The 13,605-nt window shown below is 34.0% G+C and carries 23 protein-coding genes, 2 tRNA genes and 1 pseudogene; 22 read left to right on the forward strand and 4 right to left on the reverse strand.

The features are described 5' to 3' along the window. Positions 1 to 26 precede the first annotated feature (26 nt). The 4 genes and pseudogenes from O1Q06_RS00130 to O1Q06_RS00145 form a co-directional block, all read right to left on the reverse strand. A pseudogene (locus O1Q06_RS00130) lies at positions 27 to 893 on the reverse strand (IS982 family transposase). A 57-nt stretch (positions 894 to 950) separates the two neighbouring features. Beyond that, the gene (locus O1Q06_RS00135) at positions 951 to 1,307 is read right to left on the reverse strand and encodes an IS630 transposase-related protein (RefSeq protein WP_410542681.1); all 357 of its coding nucleotides are present in this window, start codon (positions 1,305 to 1,307) and stop codon (positions 951 to 953) included. Positions 1,308 to 1,589: 282 nt separating this feature from the next. Continuing rightward, complete coding sequence (locus O1Q06_RS00140) at positions 1,590 to 2,057, reverse strand: hypothetical protein (RefSeq protein ID WP_410542682.1); 468 nt, start codon at positions 2,055 to 2,057, stop codon at positions 1,590 to 1,592. Positions 2,058 to 2,189: 132 nt separating this feature from the next. After that, on the reverse strand, positions 2,190 to 2,891 hold the full coding sequence (locus tag O1Q06_RS00145; RefSeq protein WP_410542684.1) for an SDR family NAD(P)-dependent oxidoreductase: 702 nt from the start codon (positions 2,889 to 2,891) through the stop codon (positions 2,190 to 2,192). 216 nt (positions 2,892 to 3,107) lie between these two features. On the opposite strand from O1Q06_RS00145, the gene carA reads away from it, so the two are divergent. From carA to rplR, 22 genes are all read left to right on the forward strand, one after another. Next, positions 3,108 to 4,190 (forward strand): glutamine-hydrolyzing carbamoyl-phosphate synthase small subunit, encoded by a 1,083-nt coding sequence (gene carA / locus O1Q06_RS00150; RefSeq protein ID WP_410542685.1) that lies wholly within the window; start codon positions 3,108 to 3,110, stop codon positions 4,188 to 4,190. 114 nt (positions 4,191 to 4,304) lie between these two features. Beyond that, a tRNA-Tyr gene (locus tag O1Q06_RS00155) sits at positions 4,305 to 4,386 on the forward strand. Between the two features lie 13 nt (positions 4,387 to 4,399). After that, a tRNA-Gly gene (locus O1Q06_RS00160) sits at positions 4,400 to 4,470 on the forward strand. Between the two features lie 79 nt (positions 4,471 to 4,549). Beyond that, the gene (gene tuf, locus O1Q06_RS00165; RefSeq protein WP_007301992.1) at positions 4,550 to 5,722 is read left to right on the forward strand and encodes an elongation factor Tu; all 1,173 of its coding nucleotides are present in this window, start codon (positions 4,550 to 4,552) and stop codon (positions 5,720 to 5,722) included. Between the two features lie 14 nt (positions 5,723 to 5,736). Next, positions 5,737 to 6,057 (forward strand): 30S ribosomal protein S10, encoded by a 321-nt coding sequence (gene rpsJ, locus O1Q06_RS00170; RefSeq protein WP_410542686.1) that lies wholly within the window; start codon positions 5,737 to 5,739, stop codon positions 6,055 to 6,057. 9 nt (positions 6,058 to 6,066) lie between these two features. Beyond that, positions 6,067 to 6,789 carry a 50S ribosomal protein L3 gene (rplC, locus tag O1Q06_RS00175; protein WP_410542687.1) on the forward strand — a complete coding sequence of 241 codons (723 nt, stop codon included), beginning with the start codon at positions 6,067 to 6,069 and terminating at the stop codon, positions 6,787 to 6,789. A 2-nt stretch (positions 6,790 to 6,791) separates the two neighbouring features. After that, positions 6,792 to 7,406 carry a 50S ribosomal protein L4 gene (rplD, locus tag O1Q06_RS00180; RefSeq protein WP_410542688.1) on the forward strand — a complete coding sequence of 205 codons (615 nt, stop codon included), beginning with the start codon at positions 6,792 to 6,794 and terminating at the stop codon, positions 7,404 to 7,406. Further along, entirely contained in the window at positions 7,403 to 7,690 is a 288-nt protein-coding gene (locus O1Q06_RS00185) for a 50S ribosomal protein L23 (protein WP_010404680.1), read from the forward strand. The genes rplD and O1Q06_RS00185 overlap by 4 nt, the downstream gene beginning before the upstream one ends. Position 7,691: 1 nt before the next feature. Beyond that, positions 7,692 to 8,516, forward strand: a complete 825-nt coding sequence (gene rplB / locus O1Q06_RS00190) for a 50S ribosomal protein L2 (protein ID WP_410542689.1) — start codon at positions 7,692 to 7,694, stop codon at positions 8,514 to 8,516. Positions 8,517 to 8,519: 3 nt separating this feature from the next. Further along, positions 8,520 to 8,804 carry a 30S ribosomal protein S19 gene (gene rpsS / locus O1Q06_RS00195; protein ID WP_010404687.1) on the forward strand — a complete coding sequence of 95 codons (285 nt, stop codon included), beginning with the start codon at positions 8,520 to 8,522 and terminating at the stop codon, positions 8,802 to 8,804. A gap of 9 nt (positions 8,805 to 8,813) precedes the next feature. Then, a complete protein-coding gene (gene rplV, locus O1Q06_RS00200) occupies positions 8,814 to 9,164 on the forward strand; it encodes a 50S ribosomal protein L22 (RefSeq protein WP_410542690.1) in 351 nt (116 codons plus the stop codon). A gap of 39 nt (positions 9,165 to 9,203) precedes the next feature. Beyond that, positions 9,204 to 9,824, forward strand: a complete 621-nt coding sequence (gene rpsC / locus O1Q06_RS00205) for a 30S ribosomal protein S3 (RefSeq protein WP_410542691.1) — start codon at positions 9,204 to 9,206, stop codon at positions 9,822 to 9,824. Between the two features lie 11 nt (positions 9,825 to 9,835). Beyond that, positions 9,836 to 10,249: a 50S ribosomal protein L16 gene (gene rplP, locus O1Q06_RS00210; protein WP_410542692.1), complete on the forward strand. Its 414-nt coding sequence runs from the start codon at positions 9,836 to 9,838 to the stop codon at positions 10,247 to 10,249. Between the two features lie 11 nt (positions 10,250 to 10,260). Then, positions 10,261 to 10,464: a 50S ribosomal protein L29 gene (rpmC, locus tag O1Q06_RS00215; RefSeq protein WP_410542693.1), complete on the forward strand. Its 204-nt coding sequence runs from the start codon at positions 10,261 to 10,263 to the stop codon at positions 10,462 to 10,464. Beyond that, positions 10,457 to 10,687: a 30S ribosomal protein S17 gene (gene rpsQ / locus O1Q06_RS00220; protein WP_010404696.1), complete on the forward strand. Its 231-nt coding sequence runs from the start codon at positions 10,457 to 10,459 to the stop codon at positions 10,685 to 10,687. Before rpmC ends, rpsQ begins: the two co-directional genes overlap by 8 nt. An 18-nt stretch (positions 10,688 to 10,705) precedes the next feature. Continuing rightward, the gene (gene rplN / locus O1Q06_RS00225) at positions 10,706 to 11,065 is read left to right on the forward strand and encodes a 50S ribosomal protein L14 (RefSeq protein ID WP_007302542.1); all 360 of its coding nucleotides are present in this window, start codon (positions 10,706 to 10,708) and stop codon (positions 11,063 to 11,065) included. After that, positions 11,065 to 11,382: a 50S ribosomal protein L24 gene (gene rplX / locus O1Q06_RS00230; protein ID WP_410542694.1), complete on the forward strand. Its 318-nt coding sequence runs from the start codon at positions 11,065 to 11,067 to the stop codon at positions 11,380 to 11,382. The genes rplN and rplX overlap by 1 nt, the downstream gene beginning before the upstream one ends. 6 nt (positions 11,383 to 11,388) lie before the next feature. Further along, entirely contained in the window at positions 11,389 to 11,925 is a 537-nt protein-coding gene (rplE, locus tag O1Q06_RS00235) for a 50S ribosomal protein L5 (RefSeq protein WP_410542695.1), read from the forward strand. A gap of 12 nt (positions 11,926 to 11,937) precedes the next feature. Next, positions 11,938 to 12,246 carry a 30S ribosomal protein S14 gene (gene rpsN / locus O1Q06_RS00240; RefSeq protein WP_007302545.1) on the forward strand — a complete coding sequence of 103 codons (309 nt, stop codon included), beginning with the start codon at positions 11,938 to 11,940 and terminating at the stop codon, positions 12,244 to 12,246. A gap of 22 nt (positions 12,247 to 12,268) precedes the next feature. Further along, on the forward strand, positions 12,269 to 12,664 hold the full coding sequence (gene rpsH / locus O1Q06_RS00245) for a 30S ribosomal protein S8 (protein WP_007302546.1): 396 nt from the start codon (positions 12,269 to 12,271) through the stop codon (positions 12,662 to 12,664). A 16-nt stretch (positions 12,665 to 12,680) separates the two neighbouring features. Further along, complete coding sequence (gene rplF / locus O1Q06_RS00250) at positions 12,681 to 13,226, forward strand: 50S ribosomal protein L6 (protein ID WP_410542696.1); 546 nt, start codon at positions 12,681 to 12,683, stop codon at positions 13,224 to 13,226. Between the two features lie 5 nt (positions 13,227 to 13,231). Continuing rightward, on the forward strand, positions 13,232 to 13,603 hold the full coding sequence (gene rplR / locus O1Q06_RS00255) for a 50S ribosomal protein L18 (RefSeq protein ID WP_213863922.1): 372 nt from the start codon (positions 13,232 to 13,234) through the stop codon (positions 13,601 to 13,603). Positions 13,604 to 13,605: the final 2 nt, after the last annotated feature.

Raw genomic sequence — 13,605 nt, forward strand, 5'->3', positions numbered from 1 at the left:
TTTCCTCTTGGAACGCTAATTCTGGATTAAGGAAGGAAGAAAGTATAGGAAATGGAAGGCTTTTTGGATTTCAAGGAATAGGAAATAAGAGTAGAAAAGATGTGAACCAAGAAATTAACGGGAGATCTATGGCGAGTATGTTCAATTTCAAGTCTATTTTTGAGGTAGCCAAAAATCGTCTCAATGATCGACCTTTTTCTCAGCAAAATCTTTTCATGTAGTGAAATTAATGCGTTTTTCATCCCCTTTTTCACCTTGGTAACAAGTTTCAAACCGCGGTTAAACAACTCTTGGAAAAGCTCTTTTTTAATATAGCCTTTATCACCAAACAAAAGACCGGTTAATTTCTTAGTTAGGTTTGCTACAGGCTCTCTATCGTCAACATTACCTCTTGTAAGCGTAAAAGCTTGAATTTCACCTTTCTCGTTAATTATCAAATGTAGTTTAAAGCCGAAAAACCAGCCATATGTACTCTTGCTTAATTTTGCAATTCCAGCAAAAACCTTATTTCTTGATATTCTTTTTGCATGGCAAACTGCAATAGGAGTTGTATCTATGTATGAGATTCCAGTAAGTTCTGACCATCCGCAAAGGCACTGTAATAGCATGGCTAAATGCCACAAAACCCTGGGCTTTAGAGCAACAAACCTAGTGTATGAAGGCAACTTCGAAAACTCTGTTTGTAGAGCAATGTTGGGTAATGCAGGTAGAAAGCCTTAAAATTTTCACAGGGAGATTGCTGATACAGGAGGATTATTGTGATAATTTCCGAATGTGTAATTTCTGGCACTCTTGTGGGTTTTACCGTTTGGCAGTAGTTTATCTGCAAAATTTTTCTCTATATCTCTGCAAAAATCATCGACCAGACAAAACAGTTTTGTTATATCTTCCATGGGTAACCTCATCTATTTTTTTCTATTCGTTGAGTTTACCCTACTCTCCTGACTTTTCTATTCTCTTTTTAATCCAGAACTAGCGTTTGATATAGTGTGACTTTTTTTTAAAGTAATTTTTAGCTGTTTTAGTCTATACCAAATTGAATTTATTCCAAATCCAAGATTTTGTTTCATCTCTGCCAGAGTATGATCTGGATTCTTTGTAACATATTCTTCGAGTATTTTTGGGTCTATTTTTCGAATAAAGCTACCGTTTTTAGATGGCTTTAGGCTTTCACCAGCAGCTTTCTTTTTTAACCAGCGGTACAGCGTTGCTATTCCTATCTCCATGAGCTCTGCTATCTTAACCTTTGTCTTCCCTTTTTCTATCATCAATACTGCCTTTTCCCTTAAATCCACACTATATGCCATTATAACTCAAATACTTTATTATACCTTTATCATTTACTTTAGGAAATACTATAGAATGATAGCAAACTGAATGACATATTTAATCTCTATACAGATGTACATCACGCACCGATTTCCATTCAAGGTAATGTCATTCCAGCATTGGAATCCAGTTAGATTTGCGAGTATAAAAGTAATACAACATTTTTGATGATGGAAGCCATTACTAGGATAACAAGAAAGGAAGTGCTGATTTCAGTGTTTATACGTTAACCATGCATCTAAAAATTTATAAACAAAAGATTACACTTCACAACTTTGTGATGGAATAAGTTTTTCAATGCTGTTGATGCAAAACTCAGTTGTATTATTAGCTATTTCATCGAATTTATCATTTATATCCTTACCTATTTTTTCATCTTTAATATATTCATACAGAGCTAAAATAGCTATAGTTGAACATATTGCGATGAAACCAACTTTTGCTGTAATAAGTAATGATAGCCCACCTGCAAGTATGGACACCGCTCCAATAGCTAGGTTTATAATTTTATTTTGTGTTGATTGATTCTCTTTATCCTCTAAAACGTTTGATATTGCTTTTGAGGCAATTTTTATTGCTATTGCTGTAGTTGAGATTATAACAAACATCACAGCTATTTTTGCTAAGAGAAAAAGTGATGGTAGCATTATTACAAGAAACAATGAAGCACCTCCTATAAATAACCATTTCTCATTTATTTTTTTAGACTGATCTGTATTACTAGACATTGCAACCCTCCACTTTCATTAACAATTTATTCATATAGTGTGAAACATGCAATAGTCAAGATGTTTTTGTATGGAGAAGCTTGCGATTGAGTTTTGAAGAGCTTTAGCTTTACAAGATGGTAGATTTGGTGATTATCGTAAGATTCTTGCAGTCATTTTAGTGGGAAGAATTTGTAAAATATGAAAAAATAACCGCCAGAAAATTGGAAAAGCTATAACTTTCTTTCCTTTAAATATACTTTTTAAAATATATGCTGCAGCTTTTTCTGGCTCCCATATGAAGGGAAGTGGTTTATTAGACTTAAATATATCTGTTTTTACTGGTCCTGGCATTATAGTGATAAACTTTGTGCTACTGTTAGTATGTTGGATTTTTAGTGATTGAAAACAACTTTTTAGTGCTGCTTTGCTGGCACAGTATGCAGAAGCATGTGGTGTTGCATGCATAGCAACAAGAGAAGGTATAACCGCAAAAGTTGCCAAGGAATTATGATGAATCCATTCTTCAATCCAGTTGATAACGCCAAAATAATTGGTTTCAAATGTTTTTCTATGAATGTTGGTATGAAACTTATCTTCTATTTCGCCACATCCTGCATTAAGAAAAAAGAGATTTGGTATAATATTTTGCTTTTTTAAAAAATCAAACGAGTTTTTAATATTTTTACTTTTGCTTACATCGCACGTTATAGATAAAAAATTACTACCTAATTCTTCTTTTAATTTTTCCAGTTTTTCAGTGCGTCTTGCAATGCTAATCACAAACCATCCATCTTTAATGAGCAAATGTGCTAGACTTTCTCCAATGCCAGATGATGCTCCTGTATGAGACAAGTTTTTCTATCCATGTGAATTTACATAACGTGAAGTATGAATGTAATGACTATTGCCTATTCACACAAGTTAAGTTTGCTATAATTTTGCTAAATAATAAAAAAAGAAAGCTACTTATAATTTTGAATTTTATATAAAGTTAAAGGGAAACTTAGTATTTGCTTACTTGTAATTTAAAATTCTTATATAATATTTTAAATGAGTTGAGAGAATTAAATGCAGGATGCAGCTTTAGTTTTACAAGATGGCAAGTGCTTTTGGGGAAGATCGGTAGGTAAAAAGGGCAAATGTATAGGTGAAGTTTGTTTTATCACTGGTATGACCGGGTATCAACATACTATAACCGATCCTTCTTTTGCTAATCAAATCATAGCGTTCACTTTTCCTCATATTGGTAATGTTGGAATAAATCATAAAGATAATGAAGGAGAGAAAATTTTTGCAAGTGGTGTGGTTATGCGTGAACTTTCTCCTATGTCTCACTCTTCTTCATATATTAGTTTAAATGATTGGTTGGAGAAAAATAATGTAGTTGGGATATCGGGAATTGATACTAGAGCTTTGACGAGATATTTGAGAAAACATGGATCTCAAAATGGAATGATATGTCCGTCAAGTGAGGCACATATATTAGATGAATTGAAGAAATACAAATCTGTAAATGGAATAGAAATAACTAAGAAAGTCAGTTTAAGTAATAACTTTCAAAGCGTTCTTAATGCAAAATATAGGGTTGTAATTGTTGATTTCGGTGTAAAAAATAGTATAATCTCACGCTTAGTAGAACTTGATTGTACGGTTGAATTAGTCAAACCAGATACAGGTTTTGCTCACAAAATATTAAGCATGAATCCAGATGGTATAGTGCTTTCAAATGGCCCTGGTGATCCACAAGAGATAGGAGAGAGTGTAATTTCAGAAATAGAAATTATTGTGAAATCTAAAATACCAGTTTTTGGCATATGCCTGGGCCATCAATTACTTGCAGTTACTTTGGGAGCAAAGACTGTCAAGATGGATATTGGTCATCGAGGGAGTAATCATCCAGTTTATGATCTGGAGAGTAAAAAAGTTGAGATAACTAGCCAAAATCATGGTTTTGTTGTTGATTCAGCTTCTCTTCCAAGTAACGTTGAAGTTACTCATATTTCTCTATTTGATAATAGTGTAGAGGGGATAATGATGAAGGATTACCCAGTCTTTTCTACTCAATACCATCCAGAAGAAGCGCCAGGTACACATGATTCACATTATTTATTTGGGCGTTTTATTGACAATATTTTGTTATATAAAAGCTAATCTAACTGAAATCAGTTAGATTAGCTTTTATTACTTGATCTTTTGGATTTGGATGTTTAATATTAGGAATAATAAAACTTAAGTTAAGGTAGTGTTCTCTTAACAGATTTTTGTGGAGGAGTGACCGAGTGGTTAAAGGTAACAGACTGTAAATCTGTCCGCATTGCGTACGTAGGTTCGAATCCTACCTCCTCCATTGTGCGGGTATTGCGGGTATAGCTCAATGGTAGAGCTCTAGCCTTCCAAGCTAGTGACGTGGGTTCGATTCCCACTATCCGCTCTTTTTTTTTGTTGTATTTATATAAAATCAACATATTATTTATTGATGTATTTGTATTTTAGGTAGAAGAGTTAAGATTATGACAGCGATAGTAGAAGCATTTGGAAAGCCGCATGTAAACGTGGGAACGATAGGACATGTGGATCATGGGAAGACAACGTTAACAGCGGCGATAACAAAGCATTATGGTAACTTTGTAGCATATGATCAAATAGATAAAGCGCCAGAAGAAAGAAAGAGAGGGATAACAATAGCAACAGCGCATGTTGAATATCAAACAGAAAAGAGACACTATGCACACGTTGATTGCCCTGGACATGCTGATTATGTAAAGAATATGATAGTAGGTGCAGCACAGATGGATGCAGCGATATTGGTAGTGTCAGGGGTTGATGGGCCGATGCCACAAACGAGAGAGCATATATTGCTGGCAAAACAGGTGGGTGTTGGATATATCGTGGTGTATATAAATAAAGCTGATGTTGCTGATGCTGATATGATAGATTTGGTAGAAATGGAAGTGAGAGAGTTGCTGAGTAAGTATGGATTTCCAGGTGATGAAGTGCCTATGATAGTTGGGTCTGCGTTAAAAGCATTAGAGGATGATAGTAGTGAGTATGGAAAGAAATCGATAGATAAATTGATGGAGAAGTTAGATGAGTATGTGGCAGTGCCTCCAAGGCCTATAGATTTGCCGTTTTTGTTGCCAATAGAAGATGTATTTTCAATATCGGGCCGAGGGACGGTAGTAACAGGAAGAATAGAGAAGGGGGAGATAAAGACAGGGGATGAGATAGAGATAATAGGTCTGAAAGCGACGCAAAAGACGATATGTACTGGTGTTGAGATGTTTAAGAAGTTGCTAGATAAGGGAAGTGCAGGACTCAATGTAGGAATACTACTAAGAGGAACAAAGAGAGAAGAAGTGGAGAGAGGGCAAGTATTGGCAAAACCAGGGACAATAACCCCGCATAAGAAATTTAATGCGGAGGTATATATATTGAAGAAAGAAGAAGGAGGAAGGCATACACCATTTTTTGGAAATTATCAGCCGCAGTTTTATTTAAGGACAACGGATGTAACTGGGAGCATAAAATTGCTAGATGGAAAGGAGATGGTAATGCCAGGGGACAATGTAAGTATAGAAGTGGAGTTGCAAGTACCAATAGCAATGGATAAAGGATTACGTTTTGCGATAAGAGAAGGTGGTAGAACTGTTGGTTCTGGCGTTGTTTCGGAAATTTTAGAATGAGTATAATAAATAAGATGAAGCAAGATATATATATTAGAATCAAAGCTTTCGATTGTTCTTTATTGGAAAAGTGTATTCACGAGTTTATTGATCAATTAAAGCAGTTTAATGCAGATTTATCTGGTCCGATTGCGTTACCAAGAAAAGATTCTAAATTTACTGTTAATAGGTCTCCTCATGTTGATAAAAAATCTCGTGAGCAATTTGAAATGAGAATTTCTAAGCGGTTAATTATTGTACATAATCCTACTTCTACTATGATGAAGATGCTTGCAGATTTATCTTTTTCTGCTGGTGTAGAAGTGGATTTAAAGGTTAAGGAAGTTAGTATTTAGGAAAAGGAAATGAAGAGAATAAATTCGCTTAGGAGGATTGGTTTGTTAATGACGAATGTTGGCCATACTGCTATGTATTTTGATAATAGTCGCATGGCTGTAACCTTATTGCATCTCAGCGAAACTTATATTATCGATATAAAAGGACAAGATAAATGTGGCTACAATTCAGTCATTTTAGGCACAGGGGATTTAAAAAAAATAGCAAAACCTCAGTTGGAATATTTAAAGAAAAAGGGTGTAAATGGTAAATGTAAATTATACGAAAGTAGATTAACTGATCTATTCGGAATAGAATGTGGTAAAAAGGTGGGGGTTAATCATTTTGTAGTTGGTCAATATCTTGACATTACGGGTTATTCTTTAGGTAAAGGGTTTGCTGGTGTGATGAAGCGGCATAACTTCAGTGGGCTTAGGGCATCTCATGGCGTTTCTATTGCTCATAGATCACAAGGTTCTACTGGTCAATGTCAAGATCCTGGTAGAGTATTCAAGGGGAAGAAAATGGCTGGTCATTTAGGTAATAGCAGAGTAACTGTACAGAATATGAAAATATTATCCATTGATTATGAAAATAGCATAATTGCTGTAAAGGGTAATAATGTTCCTGGGTTTAAAAACTCTTATGTTTTTGTGAGAGATGCGGTTAAAAAGCCTTTACATAAAGATGTTCCTTTTCCAGCAGGTCTGCTGTTGAATATGAGTGATGATGCTAATAATTTGGTGAGTTAGTTATGGAATGTGAATTAGTTGATCTATCTAATAATAATGTAGGTAGTGTTGAGCTTAATCCCTTGATATTTTCTGCCAAGCAAAAATTGAGTATTTTGCATGATATAGTGAGATGGCAATTAGCAAAGAGAAGAGTTGGTGCTCATAAAACAAAGGGTATCAGTGATGTTTCTGGTACAACAGCTAAGCCGTATGGTCAAAAACGTACCGGTAGGGCGAGACAGGGGAGCTTGCGATCTCCTCAGTTTAGAGGTGGTGGAATTATTTTTGGTCCTGTTGTGAGGAGTCATGCTTATTCTCTTAATAAAAAAGTACGTAAATCTGGTTTGAAAATTGCTTTATCTCTAAAATATTTAAATAATCAAGTTATTGTTCTTGATAGTTTAAATGTTGATGTGAAGAAAACATCTAAAATGTGTGAATATATTAAAAATTTTAAATTTTCTTCTTTTTTAATAGTTGGTGATTATGGAGATGATTTGTTACGTGCTGCTAAAAATTTGCATTATGTAGATTTAATCAAACCTATTGGGTTAAATGTTTTTGATATATTGAATCATGAATGCGTGATGTTAACAAAAGACACTTTAAAGCATCTTGAAGGTAGATTGTTATGATTAAATATAATAATATAATAAAATCTCCTGTAATCACAGAAAAGGCTTCTCTTTTAAGAGAGAAATTTAATAAATACTCTTTGTATGTTTTTGTAAATGTAAATAAGCGTCAAATAAAATCGGCAATAGAGTCTTTATTTAATGTCAGAATTTCTTCTATAAATGTTATTAGAGTTAAACCTAAATATAGACGTTTCAGGGGTGTGGTTGGTTGTAAAAAACAGAGAAAAAAGGTTTATTTTTCTTTGATAGATGGTCAAAAATTAGATATAATGAGCGTTTAATATGGGTATGAAATTTTTTAATCCTGTTACTCCGTCTTCTCGTGGGACTATATTAATAAGTAAAATTGGCTTATCAAAAGATAAGCCGGAGAAGTCTCTTGTATTTGGTAAGAAATCCAGTGGTGGAAGAAATAATCATGGTAGAATTACAACTCGTCACAGGGGTGGTGGTCACAAGAAGAAGTATAGAGTTATAGATTTTAAACGTAGCAGAAGTGATCAAGGTATAGTTGAGAAAATAGAGTATGATCCAAATAGAAGTGGGTTTTTAGCATTAATATCATATAAGGAAGATGATATTAAATCTTATATATTAGCTCCTCAAGGTATGAAGCCTGGTGATGTTGTGGCAGCTGGAGATGATGCTGATATTCTGCCAGGGAATTGTTTGTTGTTGAAATATATACCTGTTGGTTCTTTTGTTCATAACGTTGAATTGAAGCCAGGTGGTGGTGCTGTAATTGCTAGAGCTGCGGGTTGTTGTGCGCAAATTGTTGGTCGTGATGGTCAATATGTTTTATTGCGGCTTAGGTCTGGTCAAATTAGGTTGGTTTTATCTTCTTGCAAGGCTACTGTTGGTGTAGTATCTAACCCTGACCATAAGAATAGAAAGTTGGGTAAAGCTGGGAGAAGTAGGTGGCTTGGGATTAGACCTACTGTACGTGGAGTTGCAATGAATCCGGTTGACCATCCTCATGGAGGCGGAGAGGGAAAAACTTCTGGTGGTCGTCATCCTGTTACTCCTTGGGGTATTGCAACAAAAGGAAACAAAACTAGGAAAAAAAATAAATCTAGTGATAAGTATATAAAAAAATTGAAAGGTTAATTTATGAGTAGATCTGTATGGAAACCACCTTTTTTACACCCATCTGTACTAAGATTAGTTCAGAGAGCTTTAAAAGAGGGTTCTATTAATAAGGTGATAAAAATTCATTCCAGGGCTTCTGTAATTCTTCCTAATTGTTTGGGTTTAAAATTTGCTGTTTATAATGGTAAAGATTACATTCCTGTTAGTGTTGATAATCAGAATATGATAGGTCATAAATTCGGTGAATTTTCACCTACTCGTAAATTTACTGGGCATGGTGGTGATAAAAAGGCAACAAGAAGGTAGGCAATTGATATGAAAAATAGGGATATAATAGTTGAGGCTAGTTCTAAGGTTTTAAGATCAACTCCTCGCAAATTAAATTTGGTTGCTGATTTAGTGCGTAATAAAAAAGTTTCTTTTGCTAATGTACAATTAAGATTTTGTGAAAAAAAGGCTGCCGGTTTTATAATGAAGGTGTTGAATTCTGCAGTTGCTAATGCTCAAAATAATTATGGATTGAACGTTGATAATTTATATATAAAGGAAATTTTAATAGGTAAGTCACTTACTTTGCGTAGAGTATATCCAAAAGCTATGGGTAGGGCTAATAGAATGAGCAAATTTTATAGTAATATAACTATAAAATTGAAAGAAATTGTATGATTTATAGAAATGGAAAACTAATAAGGAAAGTATAAAAATATGGGACAGAAGGTTAATCCTAAAGTATTTAGATTGCAAATAAATAGTAATACCTGGGATTCTGTTTGGTGTGCTACGGACGATTATAAACAGAAATTGCATCAAGATCTATTTATTCGCAGTTATATAAATAAATCCTTTAAGCATGCTGGTATTTCTAAAGTAACTGTAGAGCGTACAGTTACTTTAGTGTCTGTAATAATACATTCTTCTAAACCTGGGGTTATAATAGGTAAGAAAGGTTTGGATGTTGAGAAGATAAAGCAAAAAATAGCTAAAAAAGTAGAAAGTAGTGTTGAAGTGAATGTAGTAGGAGTTAAAAAGTCTGAAATAGATGCAGTTTTAATATCAAGGAGTATTACACATCAGCTAGAAAAAAGGATTTCATGTAGAAGAGCGATGAGAAAAGCTATTCAAAATTGTTTGAAGATGGGTGCTGAGGGTATTAAAGTAAGTTGCTCTGGGCGTCTTGGCGGAGCTGAAATAGCTCGTACTGAATGGTACAAAGAAGGTCGTTTGCCTTTACACACTTTGCGTGCTAATATAGATTATGCTTTTTGTGAAGCCAAGACTATATGTGGTATTATAGGAGTTAAAGTTTGGGTTTATGTTGGTAGTTAAGGTATATTGAAATGTTTGTTCCCAAAAAGAGTAAATATAAAAAGGTATTTAAGGGGAGAATCAAGGGTAATGCTAAGGGTGGTAGCACGCTGTCTTTTGGAGATTATGGATTAAAAGCTATGGAAGTAGGTAAGGTTCAGTCTAAGCATATTGAAACTGCAAGGCGCGTAATATCTAGAACGTTAAAACGTTCTGGTAAAGTGTGGATAAGAATTTTTCCTGATACCCCGGTTAGTAAAAAGCCAGCAGATGTACGTATGGGTAAAGGGAAAGGTAGTGTTGAATTTTGGGTATTTAAAGCTAAGCCCGGTAGGGTTTTGTTTGAAATTAGTAGTGATGTTCCCATGCATTTAGCAAGATTGGCGCTTGAAAAAGCGACTACTAAGCTTCCTATGAAGTGTAAATTTATATCTAATCATAATTGAATGGAGTTGCAATGGATATAGTTAAATTTGAATCAGAATCTTCACAAGGATTACATGAACTTCTTATGAATTTGAGGAAAGAATTTGTTAATTTGGCTTTTCAAAAAAAGCTGGGCCAGTGCAACAATTTTTCGCGTTTTAGCTTAATAAGAAAGAGCATAGCTCGTAGTCTAACTGTATTAAATAGAAGAAAGAGAGAGGGAAAAAATGCCTAAGAAGGTTTTTTGTGGTGTCGTAACTAATGCTGAGTCTGATAAGACTGTAAAGGTTTCGGTGTTACAAGTGTATAAGGATAGGCTGTATAAAAAAGTTATTAAAAAATACAAGAAGTATACAGCACATGATGAGAATAATAGTTGCAAAAAGGGAGATAGGGTTTTAATACAGGAACATAAGCCTATTTCTGTTACTAAAAAATGGGTTGTTATCAATAGCTAAAAAGGAATAGGTATTTATATGATTCAAAAAAATACATTGTTAGAAGTAGCTGATAATTCTGGTGCGCGTGCAGTGCTTTGTATTGGCTTGTTAGGTGGTAGGAAATCTGCATCTGTAGGTGATACGATTATTATATCTACTAAGTCTATTAACCCAAAAGGTAAAGTTGAAAAAGGAAAAGTATATAAAGCAGTTGTTGTTAGAGTAAAAAATAGTGTTAAGAAATCTGATGGTTCTGTAATTCGTTTTTCTAGCAATGCTGTGGTTTTAATTAATGATCAAGGTGAACCACTTGGCACTCGGGTGTTTGGTCCAGTAAAAAAGTTATTATCTGGTTCTTTTATGAAAATAATGTCATTAGCTGATGAGGTTTTATAATGAGTGCTAAAATAAAAAGTGGTGATGATATTATAGTTTTAACTGGTAAAGATAAGAGAAAAATTGGTAAGGTAATCAAAGTTATAATACGTGATGCTAAAAAGAAAGTAGTTGTTTCTGGCGTGAATGTGTGTAAGAGACATACTAAACCAAGAGCTGGTAGTGGTGGTGGTATATTGAATAAAGAGTTAGCTATTGATGTATCCAATGTTGCAATATTGGATCCTAAGTATAAAACTCCAACTAAAGTAGGATTTAAGGTTATAGATGGTAGAAAAGTGCGTTTTGCAAAAGTTTCTGGAGAAGTGATAGATTAGGTTAATATGTTTAAACAGTTGTATAAAGATAATATAGTAAAATCCTTAAAGGATAAGTTTAATTATGGCAATGTAATGCAAGTGCCTAAACTTGTCAAGGTCTGTATCAATATGGGCGTTGGAGATGCTGCTACGGACAATAAAGCGATAAATGAGCCATTTGATAATCTACATTCGATTGCTGGGCAAAAGCCTGTGTTAACCTTTGCAAAAAAATCTATTTCTGGTTTCAAAATTAGAAAAGGTGCAACTGTAGGTTGTAAAGTGACTTTGCGTAGAAACAAAATGTATGAATTCTTAGAAAGATTAATATATATTGCTTTGCCAAGGGAAAAAGATTTTAGAGGGTTTAGTGTGAAGCAATTTGATGGTCATGGTAATTTTTCCTTTGGTATCAAGGAGCATATATCATTTTTAGAAATAGACTATGATAAAATAAGTAAAATTAGAGGCATGGATATTAATATTATAACAAGTGCAGTTAGTGATAAGGAAGCAAAGGAATTATTACTGGCTCTTAAATTCCCTTTTTTTGATAATTGAGAGAAAATATATATGGCAAAAAAATCCATGATACAGAAGAATCTTCGTAGAATAAAGTTATGCGATCAGTATAGGGAGAGAAGGGAAGAATTAAAATCTATAATGAATAATAAGGATTTATCTATTGCAAAAAGGTTTGCAGCTCAAAGTAAGCTGATTAAAAAATTGCCTAGAGATTCTTCTAAAATCAGAATTAGGAATAGATGCGCTTTAACTGGTAGGCCGAGAGGGGTATATAGAAAATTTGGTTTATGTAGGATTGTTTTACGTGATTTGTGTTCTTTTGGACAAGTTCCAGGGGTTACAAAATCTAGTTGGTAAATGTGATATAAGGAGTGTAATAGTGTCGTTATCTGATGGTATTGGTGATTTTTTAACAAGAATACGTAATGCTCAATTGGCAATGCATAGGGAAACAAGAGTCCTATTCTCTAAAGTGAATTCTTCTATATTGAAGATCTTAAAAGAGGAAGGGTATATTCTTAATTATGAAAAGCAAGAGAGTGATAGTATCCCTTCGCTTGTTGTGCAGTTGAAGTATTATGATAAATCACCTGTGATTAATGATATAGCTAGGGTATCAAAGCCCGGTTGTCGTTATTATTCTAAGTGTAAGGACATTTCTAAAGCATATAATGGTCTTGGAATTTTTATTATATCTACACCGAAAGGAGTGATGACCGATTATAATGCACGTAGATTAAAAGTTGGTGGAGAAGTTTTGTGTCGTGTATTTTAAATGATAGGAGAAATGTATGTCTCGTATAGGTGCCGCACCTATCAATATTCCTGCTGATCTTTCAGTTGAATATAATAATGGTAGGGTATTAATAAGAAGTGTTAGGGCAGAAAAAGAGCTGAACTTGTGTAGTGGCATTCTGTGTCAGATGGTTGATAATCAATTGTTACTTTCTGTTGATCAAGGCAGGGATGATTATGATAAAATAAAATCTATATGGGGCACTTATAGAAGTAATATTAATAACATGATTAACGGTATGGTTAATGATTTTTCTGTTGATCTTGAGATTAATGGTGTGGGGTATAAAGCAGAATGTGATGATAAGTATTTGACTTTATATCTTGGTTATAGTCATAATATTAAGTATAAAGTGCCTAAAGACGTTGAGATTAAGTGTATAAAGCCAACTCATTTAGTGATTCGCGGTATGGATAAGCAAAAAGTCTATATGGTGGCTTCTGATATATGCAAAATTAGAAAATATGATCCTTATAAAGGTAAGGGTATTGTAATAAAAGGCAAATTTATGCTGCGTAAGGTTGTAAATAAAAAGAAGTAATTAAAATGAAAAGATTGTATAATTTTTTAAGTAGCTATGAAAAAAGGAAACTTCGTAATAGAGCGAAGCTCGATAAGAGCGCTGGGCGTTTACGTATATCCATATTTAAGTCTAATAAACATTTCTATGTTCAGTTGATTAACGATGCAAAAGGAACAACCCTAGCTTCTGCTTCTACTTTGGATGATAAAATTAGGAATGTATGTAAAGGTAGGGTCAATGCTGAAACTATAAAACAGGTTTCTTCTTTACTGATTGAGCGTCTGCCTAGTACAAAATTGCAGCAGCGGTTCGTCTTTGATCGGGGGGCATATAAGTATACAGGATTGATTTCTCAATTTGCTGAAGCTTTAAGAAGCTCTGGATTTGAATTTTAGAA

Origin of the sequence: Wolbachia endosymbiont of Tetranychus urticae, assembly GCF_046529255.1 — a bacterium.
GTDB lineage: Bacteria > Pseudomonadota > Alphaproteobacteria > Rickettsiales > Anaplasmataceae > Wolbachia.

Coding starts and splice junctions, on each gene's coding strand:
- rplF (WP_410542696.1), top strand. CDS start 12,681: ATGTCTCGTATAGGTGCCGCACCTATCAATATTCCTGCTGATCTTTCA.
- rplB (WP_410542689.1), top strand. CDS start 7,692: ATGGGTATGAAATTTTTTAATCCTGTTACTCCGTCTTCTCGTGGGACT.
- rpmC (WP_410542693.1), top strand. CDS start 10,261: ATGGATATAGTTAAATTTGAATCAGAATCTTCACAAGGATTACATGAA.
- O1Q06_RS00135 (WP_410542681.1), bottom strand. CDS start 1,307: ATGGCATATAGTGTGGATTTAAGGGAAAAGGCAGTATTGATGATAGAA.
- tuf (WP_007301992.1), top strand. CDS start 4,550: ATGACAGCGATAGTAGAAGCATTTGGAAAGCCGCATGTAAACGTGGGA.
- rplD (WP_410542688.1), top strand. CDS start 6,792: ATGGAATGTGAATTAGTTGATCTATCTAATAATAATGTAGGTAGTGTT.
- rpsC (WP_410542691.1), top strand. CDS start 9,204: ATGGGACAGAAGGTTAATCCTAAAGTATTTAGATTGCAAATAAATAGT.
- rplC (WP_410542687.1), top strand. CDS start 6,067: ATGAAGAGAATAAATTCGCTTAGGAGGATTGGTTTGTTAATGACGAAT.
- rpsJ (WP_410542686.1), top strand. CDS start 5,737: ATGAAGCAAGATATATATATTAGAATCAAAGCTTTCGATTGTTCTTTA.
- O1Q06_RS00185 (WP_010404680.1), top strand. CDS start 7,403: ATGATTAAATATAATAATATAATAAAATCTCCTGTAATCACAGAAAAG.
- rplV (WP_410542690.1), top strand. CDS start 8,814: ATGAAAAATAGGGATATAATAGTTGAGGCTAGTTCTAAGGTTTTAAGA.
- rplE (WP_410542695.1), top strand. CDS start 11,389: ATGTTTAAACAGTTGTATAAAGATAATATAGTAAAATCCTTAAAGGAT.
- rplX (WP_410542694.1), top strand. CDS start 11,065: ATGAGTGCTAAAATAAAAAGTGGTGATGATATTATAGTTTTAACTGGT.
- rpsQ (WP_010404696.1), top strand. CDS start 10,457: ATGCCTAAGAAGGTTTTTTGTGGTGTCGTAACTAATGCTGAGTCTGAT.
- rplP (WP_410542692.1), top strand. CDS start 9,836: ATGTTTGTTCCCAAAAAGAGTAAATATAAAAAGGTATTTAAGGGGAGA.
- carA (WP_410542685.1), top strand. CDS start 3,108: ATGCAGGATGCAGCTTTAGTTTTACAAGATGGCAAGTGCTTTTGGGGA.
- rpsN (WP_007302545.1), top strand. CDS start 11,938: ATGGCAAAAAAATCCATGATACAGAAGAATCTTCGTAGAATAAAGTTA.
- O1Q06_RS00140 (WP_410542682.1), bottom strand. CDS start 2,057: ATGTCTAGTAATACAGATCAGTCTAAAAAAATAAATGAGAAATGGTTA.
- rpsS (WP_010404687.1), top strand. CDS start 8,520: ATGAGTAGATCTGTATGGAAACCACCTTTTTTACACCCATCTGTACTA.
- rplR (WP_213863922.1), top strand. CDS start 13,232: ATGAAAAGATTGTATAATTTTTTAAGTAGCTATGAAAAAAGGAAACTT.
- rplN (WP_007302542.1), top strand. CDS start 10,706: ATGATTCAAAAAAATACATTGTTAGAAGTAGCTGATAATTCTGGTGCG.